The organism is Paramesorhizobium deserti, assembly GCF_001558695.1.
GTDB lineage: Bacteria > Pseudomonadota > Alphaproteobacteria > Rhizobiales > Rhizobiaceae > Paramesorhizobium > Paramesorhizobium deserti.
The window spans coordinates 439,867-460,011 of sequence record NZ_LNTU01000037.1 but is presented as its reverse complement, the minus strand read 5'-3'; the positions used below and the strand labels follow the sequence as shown (position 1 = coordinate 460,011).

The following is a 20,145-nucleotide window of genomic DNA, read 5'->3' as shown; positions in this document are numbered from 1 at the left end:
GATGGCGATGGCGCGCCCGATGCCCGAGGAAGACATGCTGTTCATCGCCTGCACCCGGCCGGCGATGATCGCCGGCGTGACGATGGAAGCCATGGGGGTGAACATCATGCTCACGACGATCCTCTACATCGTCGCCGGGTCGATCGCTTACCTGGTTGTCGGAGTGGTCTTTCATCTCGTCTTTCGCGCGCTCGTGAAGCACGACCACAATATGTTCCGCATCCTGCTGGCCTGGGTGGAAACACGCGGCCGCTCACGCAACAGCTTCTATTGGGGCGGGGCGACGCTTTCGCCGTTGAGACTCACTCGACGCTTTGACGAAAGGGACCTTGGATTTGCTTAAGCGTGCAACCCTCAGGTCCCGCGAACTCGGCCCGGAGACCTTCATCCCCTATATCCGTCATGTCGATGAATCGACAATCGCACTCGATTCCCGCGCACTGATGGTGATGATCGCGCTTGAGGGGGTCTCGTTCGAGACCGCCGACGTTCTCAACCTGAACGCCCTTCATCGCGACCTCAATACGCTCTACCGGAACATCGCGGACGAGCGGCTCGCGTTGTGGACCCATCTCATTCGTCGCCGGGACAGCGACTATCCCGAGGGAACCTTCACGACCGCATTTTCGGCTGCGCTCAACAATAAGTACCGCGAGCGCATGGTGGGCGAGGACCTGTTCCGCAACGATCTCTATCTGACGGTCCTCTGGTCGCCGAACCGCGATCCGGCCGACAAGGCCGCGAAGCTCCTGTCGCGGCTGCGAAGGGCGCGTCAGGCGGGTGTCGAACTGGACGAGGAGGCTCTCAAGCAGCTTCGGGATAAAGTTATGGACGCCACCGCTGCTCTGAAGCACTTCGGGCCGCGCGTACTATCCCTCTACGAGCACGATGGCTTCGTGTTCTCGGAGCCGAGCGAGGTGCTGCATCAGCTCGTCGGCGGCCGGCGAGAGCCAATTCCACTCACCCAGGGGCGCATTGCCTCGGTGATCTACTCGGATCGTGTCATCGTCGGCCGGGAGACCATTGAAATCCGGCACGAGGCGACAAGCCGCTTTGCTGGCATGCTGAGCTTCAAGGAATATCCTGCCCGCACCAAGACCGGCATGCTCGATAATGTGCTCACCAGTCCATTCGAACTCATCCTGTCACAATCCTTCTCTTTCATCTCCAAGGTCGATGCACGCACCATCATGGGCCGCAAGCAGAATCAGATGGTCAGCAGTGGCGATAAGGCGTCCTCGCAGATCGAGGAACTCGACGATGCCATGGATGATCTGGAGTCCAACCGTTTTGTTTTAGGTGAGCATCACCTGACGCTCTCGGTTTTTGGCCCCACAGTGAAAGAGCTGACTGACAATCTCGCCAAGGCACGCGCCAGCTTGACCAGCGGCGGCGCCGTCGTCGCGCGCGAGGATCTCGGGCTTGAGGCCGCGTGGTGGGCACAGTTGCCCGGCAACTTTCGCTACCGCGCCCGGTCTGGAGCTATCACGTCGCGAAACTTCGCTGCGCTGTCACCCTTCCACTCCTATCCGATCGGCCAGAAAGACGGCAACGAATGGGGCCCCGCTGTCGCTCTCCTCAAGACCACGTCCGGTTCGCCCTTCTACTTTAATTTCCATTACGGCGATCTCGGCAACACCTTTGTCTGCGGGCCGTCCGGCACCGGCAAGACAGTGCTGCTCAACTTCATGCTGTCGCAACTCGAAAAGCATGATCCGCACGTGGTGTTTTTCGACAAGGACAGGGGCGCCGATCTTTACGTGCGTGCAGCCGGCGGCAGCTATCTGCCCCTCAAGAACGGCATCCCAACCGGCTGCGCGCCCTTAACGGCCCTCGACCTGACACCGGAGAACAAGGTTTTCTTGACGCAATGGGTCGGCAAACTCGTCGGCTCATCGTCCCGGGAATTGACGGTAACCGAGCTCCGCGACATCGCTTCCGCCATTGACGGCCTCGCCGATCTTCCGGCGGAACGCCGGACGATCGGCGCGCTCAGGACTTTCCTCAATAACACCGATCCCGAAGGCGTTGCGGCGAGGCTGCGGCGGTGGGAGAGAGGAGGGCCGCTCGGCTGGGTCTTCGATAACGTCATCGAGGATATCGGCCTTGGTGAATTCGGCGTCGGCGGCAAGTTCATCGGCTACGACATGACCGACTTTCTCGACAACGAGGAAATTCGCACGCCCTTGATGGCTTACCTGTTTCATCGCGTCGAGCAACTGATCGACGGCCGTAGGATCATCATCGTCATCGACGAGTTCTGGAAAGCGCTCCAGGACGAAGGTTTTCGCGATCTCGCGCAGAACAAGCTCAAGACGATCCGCAAGCAGAACGGCCTCATGCTGTTTGCGACGCAAAGCCCGCGCGATGCGATCGTCTCGCCGATCGCGCACACGATCATCGAGCAATGCCCGACGCAGATCTTCTTGCCGAACGCGCGCGGCGACCGCGGCGACTACATCGATGGCTTCAAGCTTACGGAGCGCGAATACGAGCTGATCGCAGGCGAGCTTTCCGTCGAGAGCCGACGGTTCGTCCTAAAGCAGGGCCACAGCAGCGTTATCGCCGAGCTGGACCTCAGCGGCTTCGACGACGAGCTCGCCATTCTCTCCGGCCGCACCAGCAATGTCGAACTTGCCGATGCGATCCGCACCAAGGTCGGCGATGACGCCAAGGACTGGCTTCCAATCTTCCAGCAACGAAGGGGTGCGAACTGATGGTTTCTTATCGACTTCACGGCGCAGCTCTTGCGACGGTGCTCGTCTTCTCCGCCGGCACTGCGGCAGGGCAAGGGATCCCTGTGATAGACCAGACGGCGATTGCCAAACACATCCAGACGATCGCTGAGCTGAAGTCGCAGCTCGATGCACTCAATCAGCAGATCGAGCAAGCGCAGCAGCTCCACGGCTCGCTCAACAAGCTGACCGACATGGCGGACGTCGCAAGCGTCCTGAATGATCCAGCAATTCGCAAGGCGTTGCCGGCGGACTTCGATACCATTGAGGGGCTGTTGGAGGGCAATGGCACCGGCGTTTTCGCCGGCTCCGCCGCAAAATTCCTTGCAGGCAATTCGACCTATCGGACCAGTGCCGACGATTTTTATGCCATGGAGCTTGCCCGCATACAGAACAAGAATGCCGGGCAGATGAGCCTCGGGCAGCAGATTTACGACGCAGCCACCAAGCGCATCGGTGGTATCGACCAGTTGCGCGAGAAGATTGCGACGGCGAACGACGCCAAGGACATCGCCGATCTGCAGGCGCGGCTCCAGGCAGAGACGGCTTTCCTTCAGACGGACGTGCTGCGTATCGAGGCCTTGCGCATGGTGCAGCAGGCGCAAGCCCAGGTCGACAAGCAACGCAAGGCCGAAGACTGGCGTCAGCGTATGGACATGATGAGGGAGGCACTGCGATGAAGGAAAGTTTCCTACTCTTCATGATTGTTGTCCTGGCTGCCTGCTCGCGGCAAACGGAGCGGACCTACACGGTCGATGAACTGACCGCCGATGAGGCGCTGCTTGCCCGCATTATTGCCAAATGCCGCAACAATCCAGGCGAACTTCGCGATACGCCAAACTGTTGGAACGCCGAAGCCACCGGCGGCAAGTTGCGGCTCCAGCGCATGCGGCAATCGTTGGGAGGGTAAGCCCGTGTATGAGGTGTTTAGATTTGTTGATGAACAGTTCAAGGCGCCGCTGGAAAACTTCATTTCCGAAGGAACCTCGAACGTGTCCGAATGGATTTCGGGCCCTCTGACCGCTGCTATCACCCTCTATATCGTCCTTTATGGCTATCTCGTTCTTCGCGGATCGGTCCAGGAGCCGATCCTTGATTTTGCTTACCGGGCGATCAAACTCGCGATCATCGTCATACTGGTGAAGAACGCCAGCGAATATCAGATCTATGTCACAAAAGTCTTCTTCGACGTCCTGCCGCGTGAGATTTCCCAGGCGCTGAACACCGGCACGGCCCCGAGCGCTTCGACTTTCGACAGCCTGCTCGACAAGGGGCACGCGTCGGCGACCGACATTTGGTCTCGGGCATCGTGGCCGATCGATATCGTCACCGGTGTTGGAGGAATATTAGTCATTTTTGCAAGCTTTATCGTCGCGGCGATTGGCTACATTGTTTCCCTCTACGCCCGACTGGCGCTCGCCATCGTGCTTGCGATCGGCCCGGTCTTCGTGGCGCTGGCCATGTTTCACTCCACACGGCGCTTCACAGAGGCATGGATCGGGCAACTTGTAAATTTTGTGATTCTTCAGGTTCTCGTCGTCGCCGTCGGCTCGCTGCTGATCACTTGTATCGACGCCACCTTCACGGCCATCGAGGGATATACCGATGTGCTGATGCGTCCGACTGCGCTGTGCGCCATCTGTCTCGCAGCTCTCTATGTCTTTTATCAGCTTCCCACTATCGCTTCGGCGCTCGCAGCGGGTGGCGCTTCGCTGACTTATGGGGCTGGCGCAACCCGAGATGCCCACGGGAGTTCGCTTGTCTGGGCCGCCTCACGCGGTTTCCGGGCCGCCGGGCGCGGGATTCGCGCGGTAGGGCGGACATTCACATCGAAAGGGGGGCGTTGATGATGCCCTTCGCACGAACAAAAGAAGTCATCCAGGAATGATCAGACCAATCCTGCTGCTATGCATGGCGACCATATTAAGCGGCTGCGCGTCAATGACCTATTCACTCCCGAAATGCGACGGCTATTCGCGCCGCCCCCTCAACCGGGCCATTTGGCACTGGGACGACAATAGCGACCTCAAACAGAAGCATTCCGACACGAGTCCGGTAATCTTGCCGCGCGTGGCCTCCTATGTCGGGGCAAGGAGAGAGCCTCCGGCCTTCACCCATCTCGACGTCGATGCATCCTATCGTTCGTGCAAGGGGTAGCGCGATGGTTTCGGGCGACGAACTGAAGACATACTTCGAAAAGGCGCGGCACTTCGATCAGGATCGCATGACCCAGGTCGAACGCTCGGCGCGTGTCGCCTGGTCGATCGCTATCGTGGCGGGTCTCCTTGCCGGCGCCTCGATCTTCGCCGTCGCCGGCCTGACGCCGTTGAAAACAGTCGAGCCGTTTATCGTGCGTGTCGACAATTCAACTGGCATCGTCGACGTCGTCTCGGCGCTGACCTCGACGGCGGGAACCTACGACGAGGCAGTGACCAAATACTTCGCGGCAAAATATGTGCGCGCCCGCGAAGGCTACGTTTGGAGTGAGGTGGAAGAGAATTTCCGCACCGTCGCACTGCTGTCCACTCAGGCAGAGCAGGCCCGGTTCGGAATCTACTATCGCGGCAGCAATCCAGAATCGCCGCAGAACACCTACCGGCGCAGTGCCACGGTGCGCATCAGCATCGCCTCGATCTCGCTGATTAACCCGAACGTCGTTTCCGTCCGCTACATGCGCACGATCACCCGCGGCGAGGAAGTCCGGACGACCCATTGGGTTGCAACGCTCACCTTCGCCTATGTTAACGCGCCGATGTCGTCGACCGACCGGCTGGTGAACCCTCTCGGTTTTGCCGTTAGCGAATATCGCGCCGATCCGGAGGCGATCAACTGATGCGGATCGTTGCCATCTTCGCTTTCATTCTTGCCGGCCCGGCTACCACGGCGCACGCACTCGAGATTCCGCGTGGGGCATCTCAGGACAGTCGCATCCGATTTGTCGACTACCAGCCATACAACATCACCCGGATCATTGGCTCCCTGCGGTCGTCCGTGCAGGTTGAATTCGCGGCCGACGAGGAGATTGCCCATGTCGCTCTCGGCAACAGCGTCGCCTGGGAGGTCGCGCCAGCAGGGAACATCCTGTTTCTGAAGCCCCGGGAGAACCAGCCAGTCACCAATATCTCGGTCGTGACCACCCGCCGGTCCGGATCGACCCGCAGCTATCAGATGGAGCTTACTGTGCGTGATGGAACGGTGGAAGTCGGCCAGAACACCTACTTCTATGTCAAATACCGGTATCCGGCGGACGAAATCGAGCGGCGGCGGCGGGTCGCCGCTGCCCGCTCCCTTACCGCACAGGCGAAGGAAGCCGACAATGTGCTGGCGCTTCATGAAGCCTATGGGCCACGGAACTGGCGCTATTCGGCGCAGGGCTCCCAGGCGCTCGAGCCGCAAAGTGTCTACGACAACGGCAAGGCGACGACCTTCGCCTTTGTTGGCAATCAGGAAATGCCGGCAATCTACATCGAGAACTCCGATGGCTCAGAGAGCCTGGTGCCGAAATCTGTCGATGGCAATCTGGTGCTGGTCCATGCGATCAGCCGAAAGTTTATCCTGCGCCGGGGACGGGATGTGCTCTGCGTCTTCAACGAGGCTTATGACCGGGTCGGCATCAACCCTGACACCAACACGACTTCACCGTCGGTCGAGCGCGTCGTTCGGACCGACGGTAGCGGGGTGCAATAGGAGACGGCCATGATCCAAGAAGACGAAAGCCGCATACCCGGCGAGCGCGCCGAGACCCTCACGGGCAGGCAGATCGACAACAATCCCGTCCTGAAGCGGGGTGCTGTCGCTGCGGCGGTCGTTGCCTTTGTCGCCTTCGCGCTCTGGTCCATGAGCGGCGAGAAAACGCCGGCGGACACCACCCGACCGGAGCGGGTGGTCATTCGGCAGACGACGAACTTCGAACCGGCCAAGGAAAAGGTCGAGCCCGTTCGGGCAGAGCCGGAAGTAAAGCTGCCGACACCAGTCGTCACCGAGGAGGTGCCGGAAGAGGATACGTTGCTCGATTCCGCCCGCCGCTCACCTGTCATGGCCTATGGTGGCGGGCAAAGGAACACGGTATCTCGCCGCGACGACCAAGATCCCGCTACCTCGACCGAAAGCACTTTCCTGCCGATTGATGGCGGCATGACGGGTCAGAACAGTGCCAGCAATGACGAACAACGATTCAGCGGTTTGCTTCGACCTACCCGACTTGAGGGCTCGCGTGCCGGCACGCTCGGCAATCGGAATTACATTGTCGCGATGGGCACCTCGATACCCTGCGTGTTGGAAACGGCACTAGCGTCTGATCAACCCGGCTTCACAAGCTGCGTGATCAACCGGGATGTCCTCTCGGACAATGGTCGGGTCGTGCTGATGGAGAAAGGCACACAGGTTGTCGGCGAATACCGTGGCGGTTTGCAGCGCGGTCAGAAGCGGCTCTTTGTCCTATGGAACCGCGCGAAAACTCCCAAGGGCGTGATTGTCACGCTGGCATCACCCGCGACCGATGCGCTCGGCCGCGCAGGCGTGGATGGCTATGTTGACACCCATTGGTGGGAACGCTTCGGAAGTGCGCTTCTTCTCTCGATCGTCAGCGATGCCGCGAACTATGCCAACAGTCGCCTGCAGGACAGGGGCGTCGGCGCCCAGGACACGACGAGCGCAGGTCAGCAGGCAGCCGCGATCGCTGTCGAGCAGTCGGTCAATATTCCGCCAACGCTTAACAAGCACCAGGGTGAACTCGTCTCGATCTTCGTTGCGCGCGATCTTGATTTTTCCGGCGTCTACAGGCTGCGCGTAACCGAGCCGAGAAATCGCGTTCTCGATCGGGCGGTGCTGGGTGACTTCAGCCCACAATCGACATTGGTGACAAAGTAGGGGAGTGACATGACCGAGGGTCCCGATGCGGCAGTCGTCCGCGAATTGCTCGCTCCGTTTGCGCCGTTCTTGAAGGACCCATCCCTCTACGATGTGATCGTAAACCGGCCCGGGCAGCTACTGACAGAAGGCGCCGGTGGGTGGCGGACCCATGATCTGCCGGAGCTCACCTTCGAAAAGTTGATGCGCCTTGCCCGGGCCGTGGCCAGTTTCTCCAATCAATCCATTGATGAAACGCGACCAATCCTGTCGGCGACATTACCAGGCGGCGAACGGATTCAGATCGTCATTCCACCTGCAACCACCCAAAACACGGTCAGCATCACCATCCGAAAACCGTCCTCCGTCACATTTACGCTCGATGACCTGGAGGAGAGGGAGTTTTTCTCCGAGTCCCGCGCGGTCAACGAAGGCATCTCAACGCAGGATCAGGAACTGGTAACATTATACCGAGCGGGCCGTTATAAAGATTTTCTGCGTCAAGCCGTCATTTCACGGAAAAACGTCATCATCTCGGGGGCAACCGGATCGGCCAAGACGACGCTCTCGAAAGCGCTGATCAAGCACATTCCGGAGCAGGAGCGGATAATTTCGATCGAGGACACGCCGGAACTGGTCATTTCGCAGCCCAACCATGTGCGCTTGTTCTATTCGAAAGGTGGACAGGGACTTTCAGGGGCTACCCCCAAAGAATTACTGGAGTCGTGCCTCCGCATGCGGCCGGACCGCATTCTGCTGCAGGAGTTGCGTGATGGCACGGCTTTTTATTACGTCCGCAATGTCAATTCCGGTCACCCAGGCTCGATAACCACCGTTCACGCCGATTCAGCCGCACTGGCCTTCCAGCAGTTGACGCTGCTCGTGAAAGAATCTGAAGGGGGACGCAATCTGGATCGTGAAGACATTGATGGATTGTTGAGGGTCGCGATCGACGTGATTGTTCAATGCAAGAGAATGAACGGAAAGTTCCGGGCAACAGAAATCTACCTAAAGGATTGAAGTTGTGGGTCCTGCTTAAGAGTTCTCTGCAGGTTCAAATTCTACCCCGATCAGTGGCCGTCACTTCGCGGGAGCCCTGCGCGACACGGTCTGGGTGTCTCCCGATTGGCAAGGTGACGGTTGCGTTTGCGTTCGACGCTGCGAACCCAGGGACATGAGCCTTTCACTGCCACCGCCTCTACCCACGGCGACATGCATGATGACTGTCATCGAGTACGCCGCCTGAAGGAAAGGATGAGATTGTGCGACCAATCACAAAACAAATGCGGCAATCGCGGCTGTCGCCTTGGATCATGCGAGCCCCGCGCGGAACCTCTTTCAAAACGGGTGCCGCCGGACGCCTCGAAATTCCGTCAGAGATTTTCATGCCCACATGTCACAATCACCTCTCCTCGAGCGTCATACGCACATGGGCACCGAGCCCGCCAACGGCGGCCGCAAGCCGCGGAGTTCGAGGAGACGATCATGGCCAAAAGCGCACTTTACATCAGGCACAAGGCAAAACCTGGCAGACGCGACGACGTCAAGCGGGTTTGGGAAAAATACGCACGCGACTATGTCGGCCGCAGCGCCGGCCAACTCACTTACTACTACTGCTATGACGACAATGATCCCGATGCGATCGTTGTGTTTCAGCTCGCCGCCGATCAAACGAGCGGTCAGGACTTCGTAAAGCAGCCCTGGTTCGCCGACTACGAGCGTGAAACTGCCGCTCTGCTCGCCGCGCCGTCCGAGTTCCGCGCGGCAACGCCGCAGTGGGTGAAAGGCCCCGCCGCATAGCTGATCGCAAGGATCCGGCGGGTGGATCGCCACCCGCCGGATCCTCGACACACTGAACCGCAGCGCCGCTGCAAGAGGTCTGACATGAGCACGCAAGAACCGACCATCGTTGCGTCCCAGAAAGCCGGCTGGGGCGAGCTTCTCGACGGCAGAAACGCCGTCTACACCATCGTTCTGGCGGGCGGCGTAACGCTGCACGCCGTCAATATCTTCATCGTGACCACGATACTGCCGTCTGTTGTTGGAGACATCGGCGGGCTCGAATATTACGCTTGGGCCACGACTCTGTTCGTGATTGCTTCGATTCTCGGCGCAGCGCTGTCGTCGCGCTTGCTTGACCGCGTGGGAGCGGGGCGTGCCTATGCAGCCGCCACCGCCTTGTTCGTGGCGGGAGCCCTGATCTGTGCGACGGCGCCGGCCTTTCCCCTGCTTCTTGCTGGACGCTTCGTTCAAGGTCTTGGCGGTGGGCTTCTCTTGGCCCTGGCTTACGCTGTTGTCCGCCTCGTCTATCCCGAGACGTTGTGGTCGCGCGCCATCGGCCTGATCTCGGCAATGTGGGGCGTATCGACATTGATTGGTCCCGCCGCTGGCGGCGTGTTTGCGGAACTGAACATCTGGCGGGCGGCTTTCTGGTCGCTGGTTCCTTTCTCGGTGGTTTTCGGAACGGTCGCGATCGCGGTGCTTCCGAGGGAAAGCCGCGACGTGGCCGAGCCTTCGCCACTGCCTCTGCCGCAGCTCGCCCTGCTGACTGCTTCCGTGGTCACGGTGTCCGCGGGAAGCATCAGCGCCAATCCCCTGTGGAACGGAGCAGGACTGGTGATTGCCACACTGCTGGCGGTACTCCTGATCCGGGTGGAACGAGGCGCGCGTACCCGCCTGTTGCCGAAAGGGACGCTCGATACGGACGGACGACTGGTTGCGCTTTTCGCGACGATCGCGCTCCTGGTAACGGGAATGCAGACCGAGATTTTCATCCCCTATTTCCTTCAGGTCCTGCACGGTCAGTCGCCTTTGATCGCCGGCTATCTTGCCGCGCTGATGGCAATGGGCTGGACACTCGGCTCGATGCTGAGCGCGGGGCGGTCCGATGAGGCGGGGATTCGTGCAATCCGTACCGGCCCCATATTTGTCCTGGCCGGTCTTGTGGTTCTGTTGCTTTCTGTTCCGGCGCCGGGCAGTGTCGGATGGCAATTGACACCGATATGCGTAGGACTGCTCCTGGCCGGGCTGGGCATCGGTATCGCCTGGCCGCACCTTGTGACGAACGTCTTCAAGGAGACGCCGATGTCGGAGCAGGGGTTGGCAGCCAGCTCGATTACCACCGTCCAGCTCTATGCAACCGCATTCGGTGCTGCGATTGCAGGCCTGGTGGCCAACCTGGGCGGGATCAGCGACCCGGGTGGTGCGGATGGCGCTGCAAGCGCCGCGCTCTTGCTATTCGGCGCGTCCCTGGTGGCGCCCGCTCTCGGCCTTATCTCCGTCAGGAGGTTTGCGGAACGCAGAAACCAGGATACGGACGGGCAGGAGCTCGAGCCTCGTCAGGCGAGCCGTATATCAACCATTTGAATTTCTAGTTTTTCGATGCAGTGCGGTAGCTGGGAAGAAAGCCGTTTTAGATCCACGTTAAGCCCCAAGGCGCGGGAACACTCGCGGCCCGGGATCGTTCACCGGGTCATGGATGCAAGGCAGCCATGCGTATTGTGATCATAGGCACTGGAATTGCCGGCCTGCAGCCGCTCGAGGTTTTCGCCTGATCGGCTGGGACGTGGAGATTTACGAACAGGCTGAGAAGCTCGAACCGATCGGCGCCGGGCCTACTGGAGGAATTGAAAAGGCAGGCCGGAGATCAGCGCCCTTACATATCGCTTCTTCTGATAATGTCCGTTGAGCGATACACGGGGCAATGCGGTGGGCTGTTCGATGCTGGCCGGCCCCAGCACACCGGGCTGCGTCGTGACAGCTGCGGAGAACCCGGCCTCTGCCGCTGCCGACACTTCGCGATCGCTTACGGCGCTCCGCACGCCATAGGGATATGAAAAGGACTGCGGTCGACGGCCGACATAGCGTTCGACAGCAGCGGCCGAACCCTTGATCTCGTGGCGCAGGCGTTCCGGGGTGACGCGGCGGAGGTTTACATGCGTAACCGTATGTGCGCCAAAATGGACGAGGGGGTCCGTTGCCAGCTCGCGCAACTCGGCCTCATTCATAACCAGCGTGTCGACGATAGCCGTCGGATCGATGTCATGGCTCCTTGCCGCGTTGTCGATCCGAGCGATGGCCTCGTCCTCGTCAATCAACTGAACGAACGAGGCCAGTCGCTCGAAAGCGGCGAATTTCTGCCCAGTCGTGGCCGATTTGACGGCTACGGGGCCGCTCCCGAAATCGAACTGGAATGCTGAAGCCTTATGTGCCAGCGCGGCAGCCGTCTCCCACCACATCGTCCGCTTTCGCTCGACAAATCCCGGATTGACGAAAATCGTATAGGGAACGCCGAACCTGCCGAAGACGGGAGCGGCAAACTCGGCGTTGTTGCGATAGCCATCGTCGAGTGTGAAAGCCACGAATTTCCGTTTGTCGGCGGGGTCGGCGAGCAGCGATGGCAGATCGTGGAGATGGGCAGGAACCAGATCGCACTCCAGGGACGCCTGGATGGCCTCCTCGAGGAATTCGGGCGTGATCGAGAGATGAGCGTTGGGCGCGAAATTGCTCTCCTTCGGCTCAGGACGAACGTGATGGAGGGTGAAGATCACGCCACGACCCCCAGATGCGGGAAGCAATGACTGTAATCCCGGCAGGGCGGCCCCCTCCAGGCCGGCGCGGATGCTCGCATATTTCAGATGCCGCTTGGCCGTTTGTCGCAATACCATTTTTCGAGCTTGGTCTTTTATCGTCGGGAACTGTTATTCCCCTGTTGCGCTGGAATCCAGATCTGACGGAAAGCTCCACCAGAGATAACAATCATTGGTAAATAAACTGACGGGAGTGATTTCGGCTGCTCTGGCGACCGTGGAGCCGAAAAGCACGGTTGAAACCAGCGGATCAATCGTCACCCTTGCGTATGACGAACAACAGGCTCGCCATGCTCCTTAACATTGCGCGAGAAATGCTCACTTTGGCAGATGACGTTCTCATTCCGCCAAACAGAAAGGGCTGACGCCTCGGCGTAGCCCCTTCGCCTGGTAGCGATATATTTGGTTCGGGTTATGCCTCGACGCGCAGGCGGTCACCGTCAGATGTGCTGGCTATCTCAGCGTCGCGTTCCCGCCTGTTGTGGCGGATCGATGACCAGAGCGAAATGCCGATCAAGGCCGCGCCGCCAAGGCCGGTGATGACTTCCGGAATATGGATCAGCGTCTGGAAATACATGACCACCGAAAGAACCAGGATGGCGTAGAATGCACCGTGTTCCAGGTAGCGGTACTCGTTGAGCGTACCCTTTTCCACCAGCATGATTGTCATCGAGCGCACATACATGGCGCCGATGCCGAGACCGATTGCAATGATGAAAAGATTCTGCGTCAGCGCGAAGGCGCCGATGACGCCGTCGAAGGAGAAGCTGGCATCAAGCACTTCCAGATAGAGGAAAGCACCGAAGCCGCCTTTGGCGGCCGCGCTCATCGTTTCCTGCGAGGCGTCGAGCAGCCCGCCGATGATCTCAACCACGAGGAAGGTCAACAGCCCGTAAATGCCCGCGTAAACGAAGGTGTGGGCTTCGGCCGGTTCGAGCAGCGTCGAGAAACTGAAAATGAGTGAGAGGACGAAAGCGACCTCGATACCCTTGATGGTCGCAAATCGCGCCATCTTGCTTTCGAGCCACTGGATCCAGTGCACATCCTTTTCATGATCGAAGAAATAGGTGAGACCGACCATCATCAGGAAGGTGCCGCCGAAAGCGGCGATCGGCAGATGCGCCTCGTGCATGATGCGGGCATATTCCTCGGGCTTGACCGCGGCCAGAATGACCGCGTCGATCGGTCCGATCCCGGCGGCGATGACCACGATTAACAAGGGAAAGACGATACGCATGCCGAAAACGGCAATGATGATGCCCCATGTCAGGAAGCGCTTCTGCCAGACAGGGGTCATGTCCTTGAGCTTGTTGGCATTGACGATGGCATTATCGAAGGACAGCGAGATTTCGAGCACCGCAAGCACGGTGCAGATGAAAAACACGGTCGCCATGCCGCCGAGCGTGCCGCTTGACTGCCATCCGAGCCAAGCGCCGAGCGCCAGGCCGACGGCAGTGACAATGAAGGGCCATTTGAAATAGTTGAGCATCATCGTCCGATCTCCTTCGAGTTCGAGCGAATGACGCTGGCATTGGTTGGGAAAGAGGGGTTGGCAAGAAAAATGAGCACGGCCGAAAGGGCGCATGCATCAGGCATGGGATCAATTTTCATGTTAGCTAATCCGCCGGCTTGATTTGCTGGCGGTACCGACATCACGAGAGCGCCGTAAACTCTCGCCAGAGGGGCCCGGCACCAATGTTCATCCCGCGTTTCGATGTCTGGAAGGCGGGTGCATCCTTTAATTAGCAATGTCGCGCGCGACGTCAAGAGACGCGCTGCAATTGTCAGAGCGCCGGTATTGAAATTCTAGGCGGCTCGGCTGACTTATCTGAAGCCCGCAGCCTCGGTGGCGGTCGGCATCATATGTTGCTGTCCTGAGTGTGAGGGCTTTGTGGTGACTTTCCGCGATTTCATCATCTGTCCGCCGATTTCTTGGTAGCCTTACGATCGACGGCCTGTCGGCTGTCCCGGCCCTGGCTGATCTGGAAAATTTCTCCGTCGGGCGTGTCGGCTTTCGGGCGGCTCGTTCGTCTTGCAGGAGAACCGCACCTTTGGGTGCTGGCGCTATTGAACTTGCCGGGAGGTGTTCTCATGATGCATGCACAGAACCAGACACAAAGTCCCTATCGCTGGATGATCGTCGCGGCCGGCGGCCTTCTTGGCTGCGTCGCGATCGGCGCCATGTTCTCGCTGCCGGTTTTTCTCCTGCCGATCTCGCGCGAAACCGGGTGGTCCGTTACTGGCGTATCCACCACCATGACGATCGGCTTCCTCGCCCTGGCGCTGGCAAGCATGATCTGGGGTACGCTGTCAGACCGTTGGGGCCCCCGCCCTGTTGTGTTGATCGGGTCGATCGTCCTGGCGGTAGCGCTTGCCTTGGCGAGCCGGGCGACATCCCTGATCGAGTTCCAGCTCGTTTTCGGCCTCGTGGTCGGCGCGGCGACCGCGGCGATCTTCGCGCCGATGATGGCCTGCGTCACCGGCTGGTTCGAGACGCATCGCAGCCTTGCCGTATCGCTCGTATCGGCGGGAATGGGAATGGCGCCAATGACGATGTCGCCACTCGCCGCATGGCTGGTCTCGATCTATGATTGGAGAACGTCGCTTCTGATCATCGCCGCCCTGGCCGCGGCCATCATGATCCCGGTTTCGCTCCTGGTGCGCCGCCCGCCGGCTCTTGAAGCCTCGAATGCCATGGCGTCTCCCGGCGGAGAACAGCAATCCGGCATATCCGTGAGGCAGGCGCTGAAATCGCCTCAGTTCATCATCCTGTTTTTGACGAACTTCTTCTGCTGCGCTACCCATTCGGGCCCGATCTTCCATACGGTGAGCTATGCGCTCACCTGTGGCATCCCCATGATTGCAGCCGTCTCGATCTACAGCGTGGAGGGGCTGGCGGGCATGGGCGGCCGCATCGCCTTTGGCCTCATGGGAGACCGGTTCGGCGCCAAGCGCACACTGGTCTGGGGATTGTTCCTGCAGGCCTTCGGCGTGCTGGCCTATGCTTTCGTGAGCCAGCTCGGCGCGTTCTATGCCGTGGCGGCAATGGTTGGCTTCATCTATGCCGGCGTCATGCCGCTTTATGCCGTCCTCGCGCGCGAGAATTTCCCGTTGCGGATGATGGGCACCGTCATTGGCGGCACGGCGATGGCAGGTAGTCTGGGCATGGCGACGGGGCCACTGGCCGGAGGCTTCATCTACGACACCTTCGCCACCTACAGCTGGCTCTATATCGGCTCTTGGGGCATTGGCATCGGTGCTTTCCTGATTGCCATGACCTTCAAGCCCTTTCCAAAGAGTGAGCCTGCGGCCGTTGCTGCCTAGAATCCTAACGATCGAAGGGTTCGCCGAGCGAGGCGACACCATTCAGCTTCAGCAGGCGGCGGTCCGCCGAAATGATGCCGAGCACGACGATTGTGACAAGATAAGGCAAACTCGAAAGCAGTTGCGATGGAACGTCCAGTCCTGTTGCCTGGGCCGCAAGGCCCATCAGGGACACGGCGCCGAAGAGGCATGCGCCGAGAAAGATCCGACCGGTGAGCCAGGTGCCGAAAACGACGAGGGCAATCGCGATCCAGCCTCGCCCGGCGATCATGCCGTCGGCCCAGAGCGGCGTATAGACCACCGCTGCATAGGCGCCGGCAAAGCCCGCCATCATTCCGCCGAATGCGACGGCGGCGAAGCGCACGGCGACGACCGGATAGCCGATGGCATGGGCGGCCTTCGGATTTTCGCCGATCGCCCGCACGACGAGGCCGGTCTTCGTATAGGCTAACGTCGCCCAGATGGCGAGCGTCGCGGCTAGGGAAAGCCATACGACCACATCCTGGACGAACAGGCCGCCGACGACAGGAATGTCCGATAGCCAGGGAAGGGCGAGCTTCGGCAGCCCCTTGACCGTCAGGCTCTCATAGGACTTGCCGAACAATGCGGAAAGCCCCTGACCGAGGATGCCGATTGCAAGGCCCGCCGCCACCTGATTTGCGCGGAAGCCGAGTACGACCAGGGCGAAGACGAGGGAAAGCGCGGCGCCGCCGAGACCGGCGGCAACGAAACCCATAACATGTCCGCCGCCGTGATAGACGACGATGAAGGCGAGTACCGCGCCGAGCGCCATCAGGCCCTCGACACCGAGATTGAGCACGCCGGCCCGTTCGACCACCAGCTCGCCGAGTGCGGCGAGGAGAAAGGGTGTCGCCGCCGCGAGCATGCCGGCCAGAATGAATTCGATGGCGTTCATGACGGGCTCCGGTAGGCGGGACGGCGCCATTCGAGGCGATAGCGCACGAAGGCGACGGCGACGAGATAGGCGAGAAGAAGGCTGCCCTGAAAGACGCGGACGGCGGCGATCGGCAGGTTCGCCGACACCATGGCATTGTCGCCGCCGATGTAGAGCACGGCCATGAAGAGCGCCGAGAAGACGATGCCGATCGGATGCAGGCCGCCGAGATAGGCGACGATGATGGCCGCATAGCCATAGCCGGTCGAGATCGAGCGCTGCAATTGGCCGAGCGGGCCGGCGACCTCCGCCGCGCCGGCAAGTCCGGCCGCGAAGCCGCCGATCAGGAGCGAAAGCCAGATCGCGCGCCCTTCGCTGAAGCCGGCATAACCGGCGGCGCGCGGCGCAAGGCCGCCGACCTGGAGCTTGTAGCCGGTGAAGCTGCGCTGCATGAAGACCCAGGCCGCGAGCGAGAGCATGAGTGCCAGCAGCACTGAGACATTGACACGGGTACCCGGTATCAGGATCGGCACCATGGCGTCGTACTGGAACATGACGGATTGCGGGAAATTGAATCCTGCCGGATCCTTCCAGGGACCGAGCAGCAGATAGTTGAGCAATTGCGCGGCGACGAGGCTCAGCATCAGGGAGACAAGGATTTCATTCGCATTGAGCCTGACGCGCCAAAAAGCGGTGATCGAGGCCCAGAATGCTCCGCCGATCGCGCCGAGAAGCAGCATCAGAGGCCAGATCCACTGCCCTGTCGCCTGCGGGAACCAGATCGGAATCGCCGAAGCGAAGATGGCGCCCAGGATGAATTGGCCCTCCGCTCCGATATTGAACACCTTGGCGCGGAAGCCGATTGCCAGCCCCTGTGCGATGAGGAGAAGAGGACCCGCCTTGAGCAGCACTTCGGAGAACGAGGCCCAGGAAAGGAACGGCTCGAGCAGCATTGCGTATATGACGGCAGCAGGATCACGACCCATCAACACATAAAGGCCGAGATTGAGAATGGCGGCCGTGGCCAGGGCGAGGGGAGGCGCGAGCAGGGTTGCGGTAAGCGAAGCGTGCTCCCGGCGGACGAATACGGGAAGGATGGTCCCGGAGAAGGCGCTCATGCCAAGACCTTCCCGGATGGCGAACGAGCCCCGATCATATATCGGCCAATCTCCTCCGGGCGCGTGTCGCGGGTGACGAGCGGCGGGCTCAGCTTGCCATTGTGCAGCACCTGGATGGAATCGCAGAGCTCGAAAAGCTCTTCGAGCTCCTCGGAAATGACGAGAATGGCCATGCCTTCATTGCGCAGGGTGACAAGCCTTCTGCGGATGGCCGATGCCGCGCCGATGTCGACGCCCCAGGTCGGCTGCGCCACGAACAACAGTTTTGGAGACAGCATGATCTCGCGGCCGACGATGAACTTCTGCAGATTTCCGCCGGAAAGCGCGCCGGCCTCTGTTTCCGGGCCGGGCGTGCGGACATCATATCGGCGGATGCACTCATCGGCGAACGCCGCCGCGTTTTTCCTGTCGATGAGACCATGCTTCAACAATTTGAGCGGATGCGCGGTCAGCAGACCATTGAGCACGAGCGACATTTCGGGGACCGCGCCGCGTCCGAGCCGGTCCTCGGGAACGAAGGCAAATCCCAGCCGGCGGCGCGTGGCCGCATCAAGCGCGCCGACGTCCTTGCCCATCATGTAGATCCGGTCGCGCTGTTCGCGCGGCAGCTCTGTTTCACCAGATATGAGCGCGGCGAGCTCAGTCTGCCCATTGCCGGATATTCCGGCTATGCCGAGGATTTCGCCGGAACGCACCGTGAGGCTGATCCCGGAGAGCGGCACGGCGAACGGGTCGTCCGGCCGATAGTCGAGGCCGATGATTTCCAGCCGCTTATCTCCGCCGGATCGGGCAAGCGCCGGCATGGGTTCCGGCATGTCGCGGCCGATCATCATGCGGGCGAGATCATGGACATCGTGTTCGCGCGGGTCCAAATGGCCCGTGACGCGCCCGCCGCGCAGGATCGTCGCGTGGTCGCAAATCGCCCGGATCTCCTCCAGCTTGTGTGAGATGAACAGGACGGATACGCCGCCGTCACGCAGGCGACGCAGCGTGTCGAAGAGCTTCTCCACCGATTGGGGTGGCAGAACGGATGTCGGTTCGTCGAGGATCAGGAGCTTCGGATTGGTCATCAGACAGCGGATGATTTCCACCCGCTGCCGCTCGCCGACGGAAAGCGCGTGCACATGGGCGAACGGATCGACCTCAAGGCCGAAGTCGCGTCCGAGCGTCCGGATGCGTTCCGCGAGATCGGCCTTCCTGCCCGGTACGACCAGTCGAATGTTCTCCACGACGGTCAGGGTCTCGAAGAGCGAGAAATGCTGGAAGACCATGCCGATCCCGGCGCGCCTCGCCTCCGCCGGCGAGGCAAGGCTTAGAGGCGCTCCCTTCCACATGATGGTCCCGCTGTCAGGCTGCTCCACACCATAGATCAGCTTGACCAGCGTCGATTTGCCCGCCCCGTTCTCTCCGAGGATGGCATGGATCGACCGCGGGGGCACGTCCAGATCGATAGCCTGATTGGCCCGGATCTGGCCGTAGCTCTTGGAGATGCCGCGCAGCGACAGGAGCGGTGCGGTCATGACTTATTTCGGCAGAGGGGTGGTGACGCCCTTGACGTGCCAGTCCATCGCGACGATCTCACTGTCGGTGAGCGTTGCGCCAGCGGCTACGCCTTCGCTGCCGTCGGCCTTGGTGATCGGCCCGGTGAAGGGCGAGAAGCTGCCGTCGGCGATCTTTGCTTCGATCTCCTTGATCTTCGTCATGACATCGGCCGGAATATCCGGATTCCAGTCCACGACCTTGACGACCTTGTCAGCGACACCGAGAAAGGCGTTGGCACCCTTGAACGTGCCGGCGATATGAGCGTCCACCGAAGCCTTGAAGAACGGCGACCAGTCCGTCGCCACACAGCCGAGATAGGTCTTCTCAGCATATTTCTTCATCGACGAGTTGAGATTGAATCCGTAAACGCCGGCGTCCTCGCAGGCCGAGATGACGGATGGCGTATCCTGCGCGTTGGAGAAGATCACATCGCATTTCTGCGCCATCAGGGCCTTCGCGGCTTCCTGCTCCTTGGCCGGATCGAACCAGGAGTTCACCCAGACGACCGATACTTCGATATCGGGCTTCACCGCCTGGGCGCCGAGGGTGAAGGCGTTGACAGATGTGATGAGTTCCGGGATGGCGAAGGCGGATACCGAACCCAGCTTACCGGTCTTGGAGAGCGCGGCGGCTGCCATGCCGAGCAAGTAGGTGCCCTGGAAATATTTGGCCGCAAACGGCGAGAAATTCGGCGCCACCTGGAAGCCGGAAGCGTGCAGGACGGTAACGTCGGGATTGCGCCGGGCGATCTGCAAGGCGCCGTTCTGATAACCAAATGAGCCGGCGATCAGGAACTTGTTCCCGTCAGCGACTGTCTTGGTCATGATGCGGTCGGCATCCGGACCTTCCTGGATATTTTCGATGACGGTGACTTTCACCTTGTCGCCATAGGCGGCCTTGACCGGTTCGAGTCCTGCGGCGAGCGCGTGGCCCCAGCCGACGTCGCCGATCGGCGAGGGGACCACGAGAGTGATCCCCAGCGGTTCGTCGGCCGCAAAGGCCACCCGGCCGCCCAGCGCTCCGGCGAGACCGGAAACGGCCGCTCCCTTCATGAGTGTTCTGCGGGTAAGGTTCGTCAGCATGTCAGTTCCCCT

At 60.5% G+C, this 20,145-nt stretch carries 19 protein-coding genes; 13 read left to right on the top strand and 6 right to left on the bottom strand.

What is annotated here, in order from left to right; all coding sequences use genetic code 11:
* Position 1: 1 nt before the first annotated feature.
* From ATN84_RS20900 to ATN84_RS20845, 12 genes are all read left to right on the top strand, one after another.
* Positions 2-343: a VirB3 family type IV secretion system protein gene (locus tag ATN84_RS20900; RefSeq protein ID WP_068884306.1), complete on the top strand. Its 342-nt coding sequence runs from the start codon at positions 2-4 to the stop codon at positions 341-343.
* Positions 330-2,717, top strand: a complete 2,388-nt coding sequence (locus ATN84_RS20895; RefSeq protein WP_068884303.1) for a VirB4 family type IV secretion/conjugal transfer ATPase — start codon at positions 330-332, stop codon at positions 2,715-2,717. The genes ATN84_RS20900 and ATN84_RS20895 overlap by 14 nt, the downstream gene beginning before the upstream one ends.
* On the top strand, positions 2,717-3,415 hold the full coding sequence (virB5, locus tag ATN84_RS20890) for a P-type DNA transfer protein VirB5 (RefSeq protein WP_068884301.1): 699 nt from the start codon (positions 2,717-2,719) through the stop codon (positions 3,413-3,415). Before ATN84_RS20895 ends, virB5 begins: the two co-directional genes overlap by 1 nt.
* On the top strand, positions 3,412-3,645 hold the full coding sequence (locus ATN84_RS20885; protein ID WP_068884299.1) for an EexN family lipoprotein: 234 nt from the start codon (positions 3,412-3,414) through the stop codon (positions 3,643-3,645). Before virB5 ends, ATN84_RS20885 begins: the two co-directional genes overlap by 4 nt.
* A gap of 4 nt (positions 3,646-3,649) precedes the next feature.
* Positions 3,650-4,582, top strand: a complete 933-nt coding sequence (locus tag ATN84_RS20880; RefSeq protein ID WP_068884297.1) for a TrbL/VirB6 family protein — start codon at positions 3,650-3,652, stop codon at positions 4,580-4,582.
* 37 nt (positions 4,583-4,619) lie between these two features.
* Positions 4,620-4,892 carry a hypothetical protein gene (locus ATN84_RS20875; RefSeq protein ID WP_068884295.1) on the top strand — a complete coding sequence of 91 codons (273 nt, stop codon included), beginning with the start codon at positions 4,620-4,622 and terminating at the stop codon, positions 4,890-4,892.
* Between the two features lie 4 nt (positions 4,893-4,896).
* Positions 4,897-5,568 carry a VirB8 family type IV secretion system protein gene (locus ATN84_RS20870; protein WP_068884293.1) on the top strand — a complete coding sequence of 224 codons (672 nt, stop codon included), beginning with the start codon at positions 4,897-4,899 and terminating at the stop codon, positions 5,566-5,568.
* A complete protein-coding gene (gene virB9, locus ATN84_RS20865; protein ID WP_068884291.1) occupies positions 5,568-6,422 on the top strand; it encodes a P-type conjugative transfer protein VirB9 in 855 nt (284 codons plus the stop codon). Before ATN84_RS20870 ends, virB9 begins: the two co-directional genes overlap by 1 nt.
* A 9-nt stretch (positions 6,423-6,431) precedes the next feature.
* On the top strand, positions 6,432-7,604 hold the full coding sequence (gene virB10 / locus ATN84_RS20860; RefSeq protein WP_068884289.1) for a type IV secretion system protein VirB10: 1,173 nt from the start codon (positions 6,432-6,434) through the stop codon (positions 7,602-7,604).
* A gap of 9 nt (positions 7,605-7,613) precedes the next feature.
* Positions 7,614-8,603: a P-type DNA transfer ATPase VirB11 gene (virB11, locus tag ATN84_RS20855; protein WP_068884287.1), complete on the top strand. Its 990-nt coding sequence runs from the start codon at positions 7,614-7,616 to the stop codon at positions 8,601-8,603.
* Between the two features lie 465 nt (positions 8,604-9,068).
* Positions 9,069-9,383, top strand: coding sequence for a putative quinol monooxygenase (locus ATN84_RS20850; RefSeq protein ID WP_068884286.1), 315 nt, complete (start codon positions 9,069-9,071; stop codon positions 9,381-9,383).
* Positions 9,384-9,467: 84 nt separating this feature from the next.
* Positions 9,468-10,949 carry an MFS transporter gene (locus ATN84_RS20845; protein ID WP_068884284.1) on the top strand — a complete coding sequence of 494 codons (1,482 nt, stop codon included), beginning with the start codon at positions 9,468-9,470 and terminating at the stop codon, positions 10,947-10,949.
* Positions 10,950-11,197: 248 nt separating this feature from the next.
* On the opposite strand, the gene ATN84_RS20840 is transcribed toward ATN84_RS20845, so the two are convergent.
* Complete coding sequence (locus ATN84_RS20840; RefSeq protein WP_244491150.1) at positions 11,198-12,133, bottom strand: polysaccharide deacetylase family protein; 936 nt, start codon at positions 12,131-12,133, stop codon at positions 11,198-11,200.
* A gap of 451 nt (positions 12,134-12,584) precedes the next feature.
* Positions 12,585-13,664 (bottom strand): DUF475 domain-containing protein, encoded by a 1,080-nt coding sequence (locus tag ATN84_RS20835; RefSeq protein ID WP_068884279.1) that lies wholly within the window; start codon positions 13,662-13,664, stop codon positions 12,585-12,587.
* A gap of 599 nt (positions 13,665-14,263) precedes the next feature.
* Here ATN84_RS20835 and ATN84_RS20830 point away from each other — a divergent pair.
* A complete protein-coding gene (locus ATN84_RS20830; RefSeq protein WP_425287434.1) occupies positions 14,264-15,496 on the top strand; it encodes an MFS transporter in 1,233 nt (410 codons plus the stop codon).
* A 4-nt stretch (positions 15,497-15,500) separates the two neighbouring features.
* Here the strand turns inward: ATN84_RS20830 and ATN84_RS20825 are convergent, their stop codons facing one another.
* From ATN84_RS20825 to ATN84_RS20810, 4 genes are read right to left on the bottom strand one after another with little or no spacing between them, the layout of a single operon-like run.
* Complete coding sequence (locus tag ATN84_RS20825) at positions 15,501-16,412, bottom strand: ABC transporter permease (RefSeq protein WP_068884277.1); 912 nt, start codon at positions 16,410-16,412, stop codon at positions 15,501-15,503.
* Positions 16,409-17,509 carry an ABC transporter permease gene (locus ATN84_RS20820; protein WP_068884275.1) on the bottom strand — a complete coding sequence of 367 codons (1,101 nt, stop codon included), beginning with the start codon at positions 17,507-17,509 and terminating at the stop codon, positions 16,409-16,411. The genes ATN84_RS20825 and ATN84_RS20820 overlap by 4 nt, the downstream gene beginning before the upstream one ends.
* Positions 17,506-19,029 (bottom strand): ABC transporter ATP-binding protein, encoded by a 1,524-nt coding sequence (locus ATN84_RS20815; protein ID WP_068884273.1) that lies wholly within the window; start codon positions 19,027-19,029, stop codon positions 17,506-17,508. Before ATN84_RS20815 ends, ATN84_RS20820 begins: the two co-directional genes overlap by 4 nt.
* 3 nt (positions 19,030-19,032) lie before the next feature.
* A complete protein-coding gene (locus tag ATN84_RS20810; RefSeq protein ID WP_201026416.1) occupies positions 19,033-20,130 on the bottom strand; it encodes a BMP family ABC transporter substrate-binding protein in 1,098 nt (365 codons plus the stop codon).
* Positions 20,131-20,145: the final 15 nt, after the last annotated feature.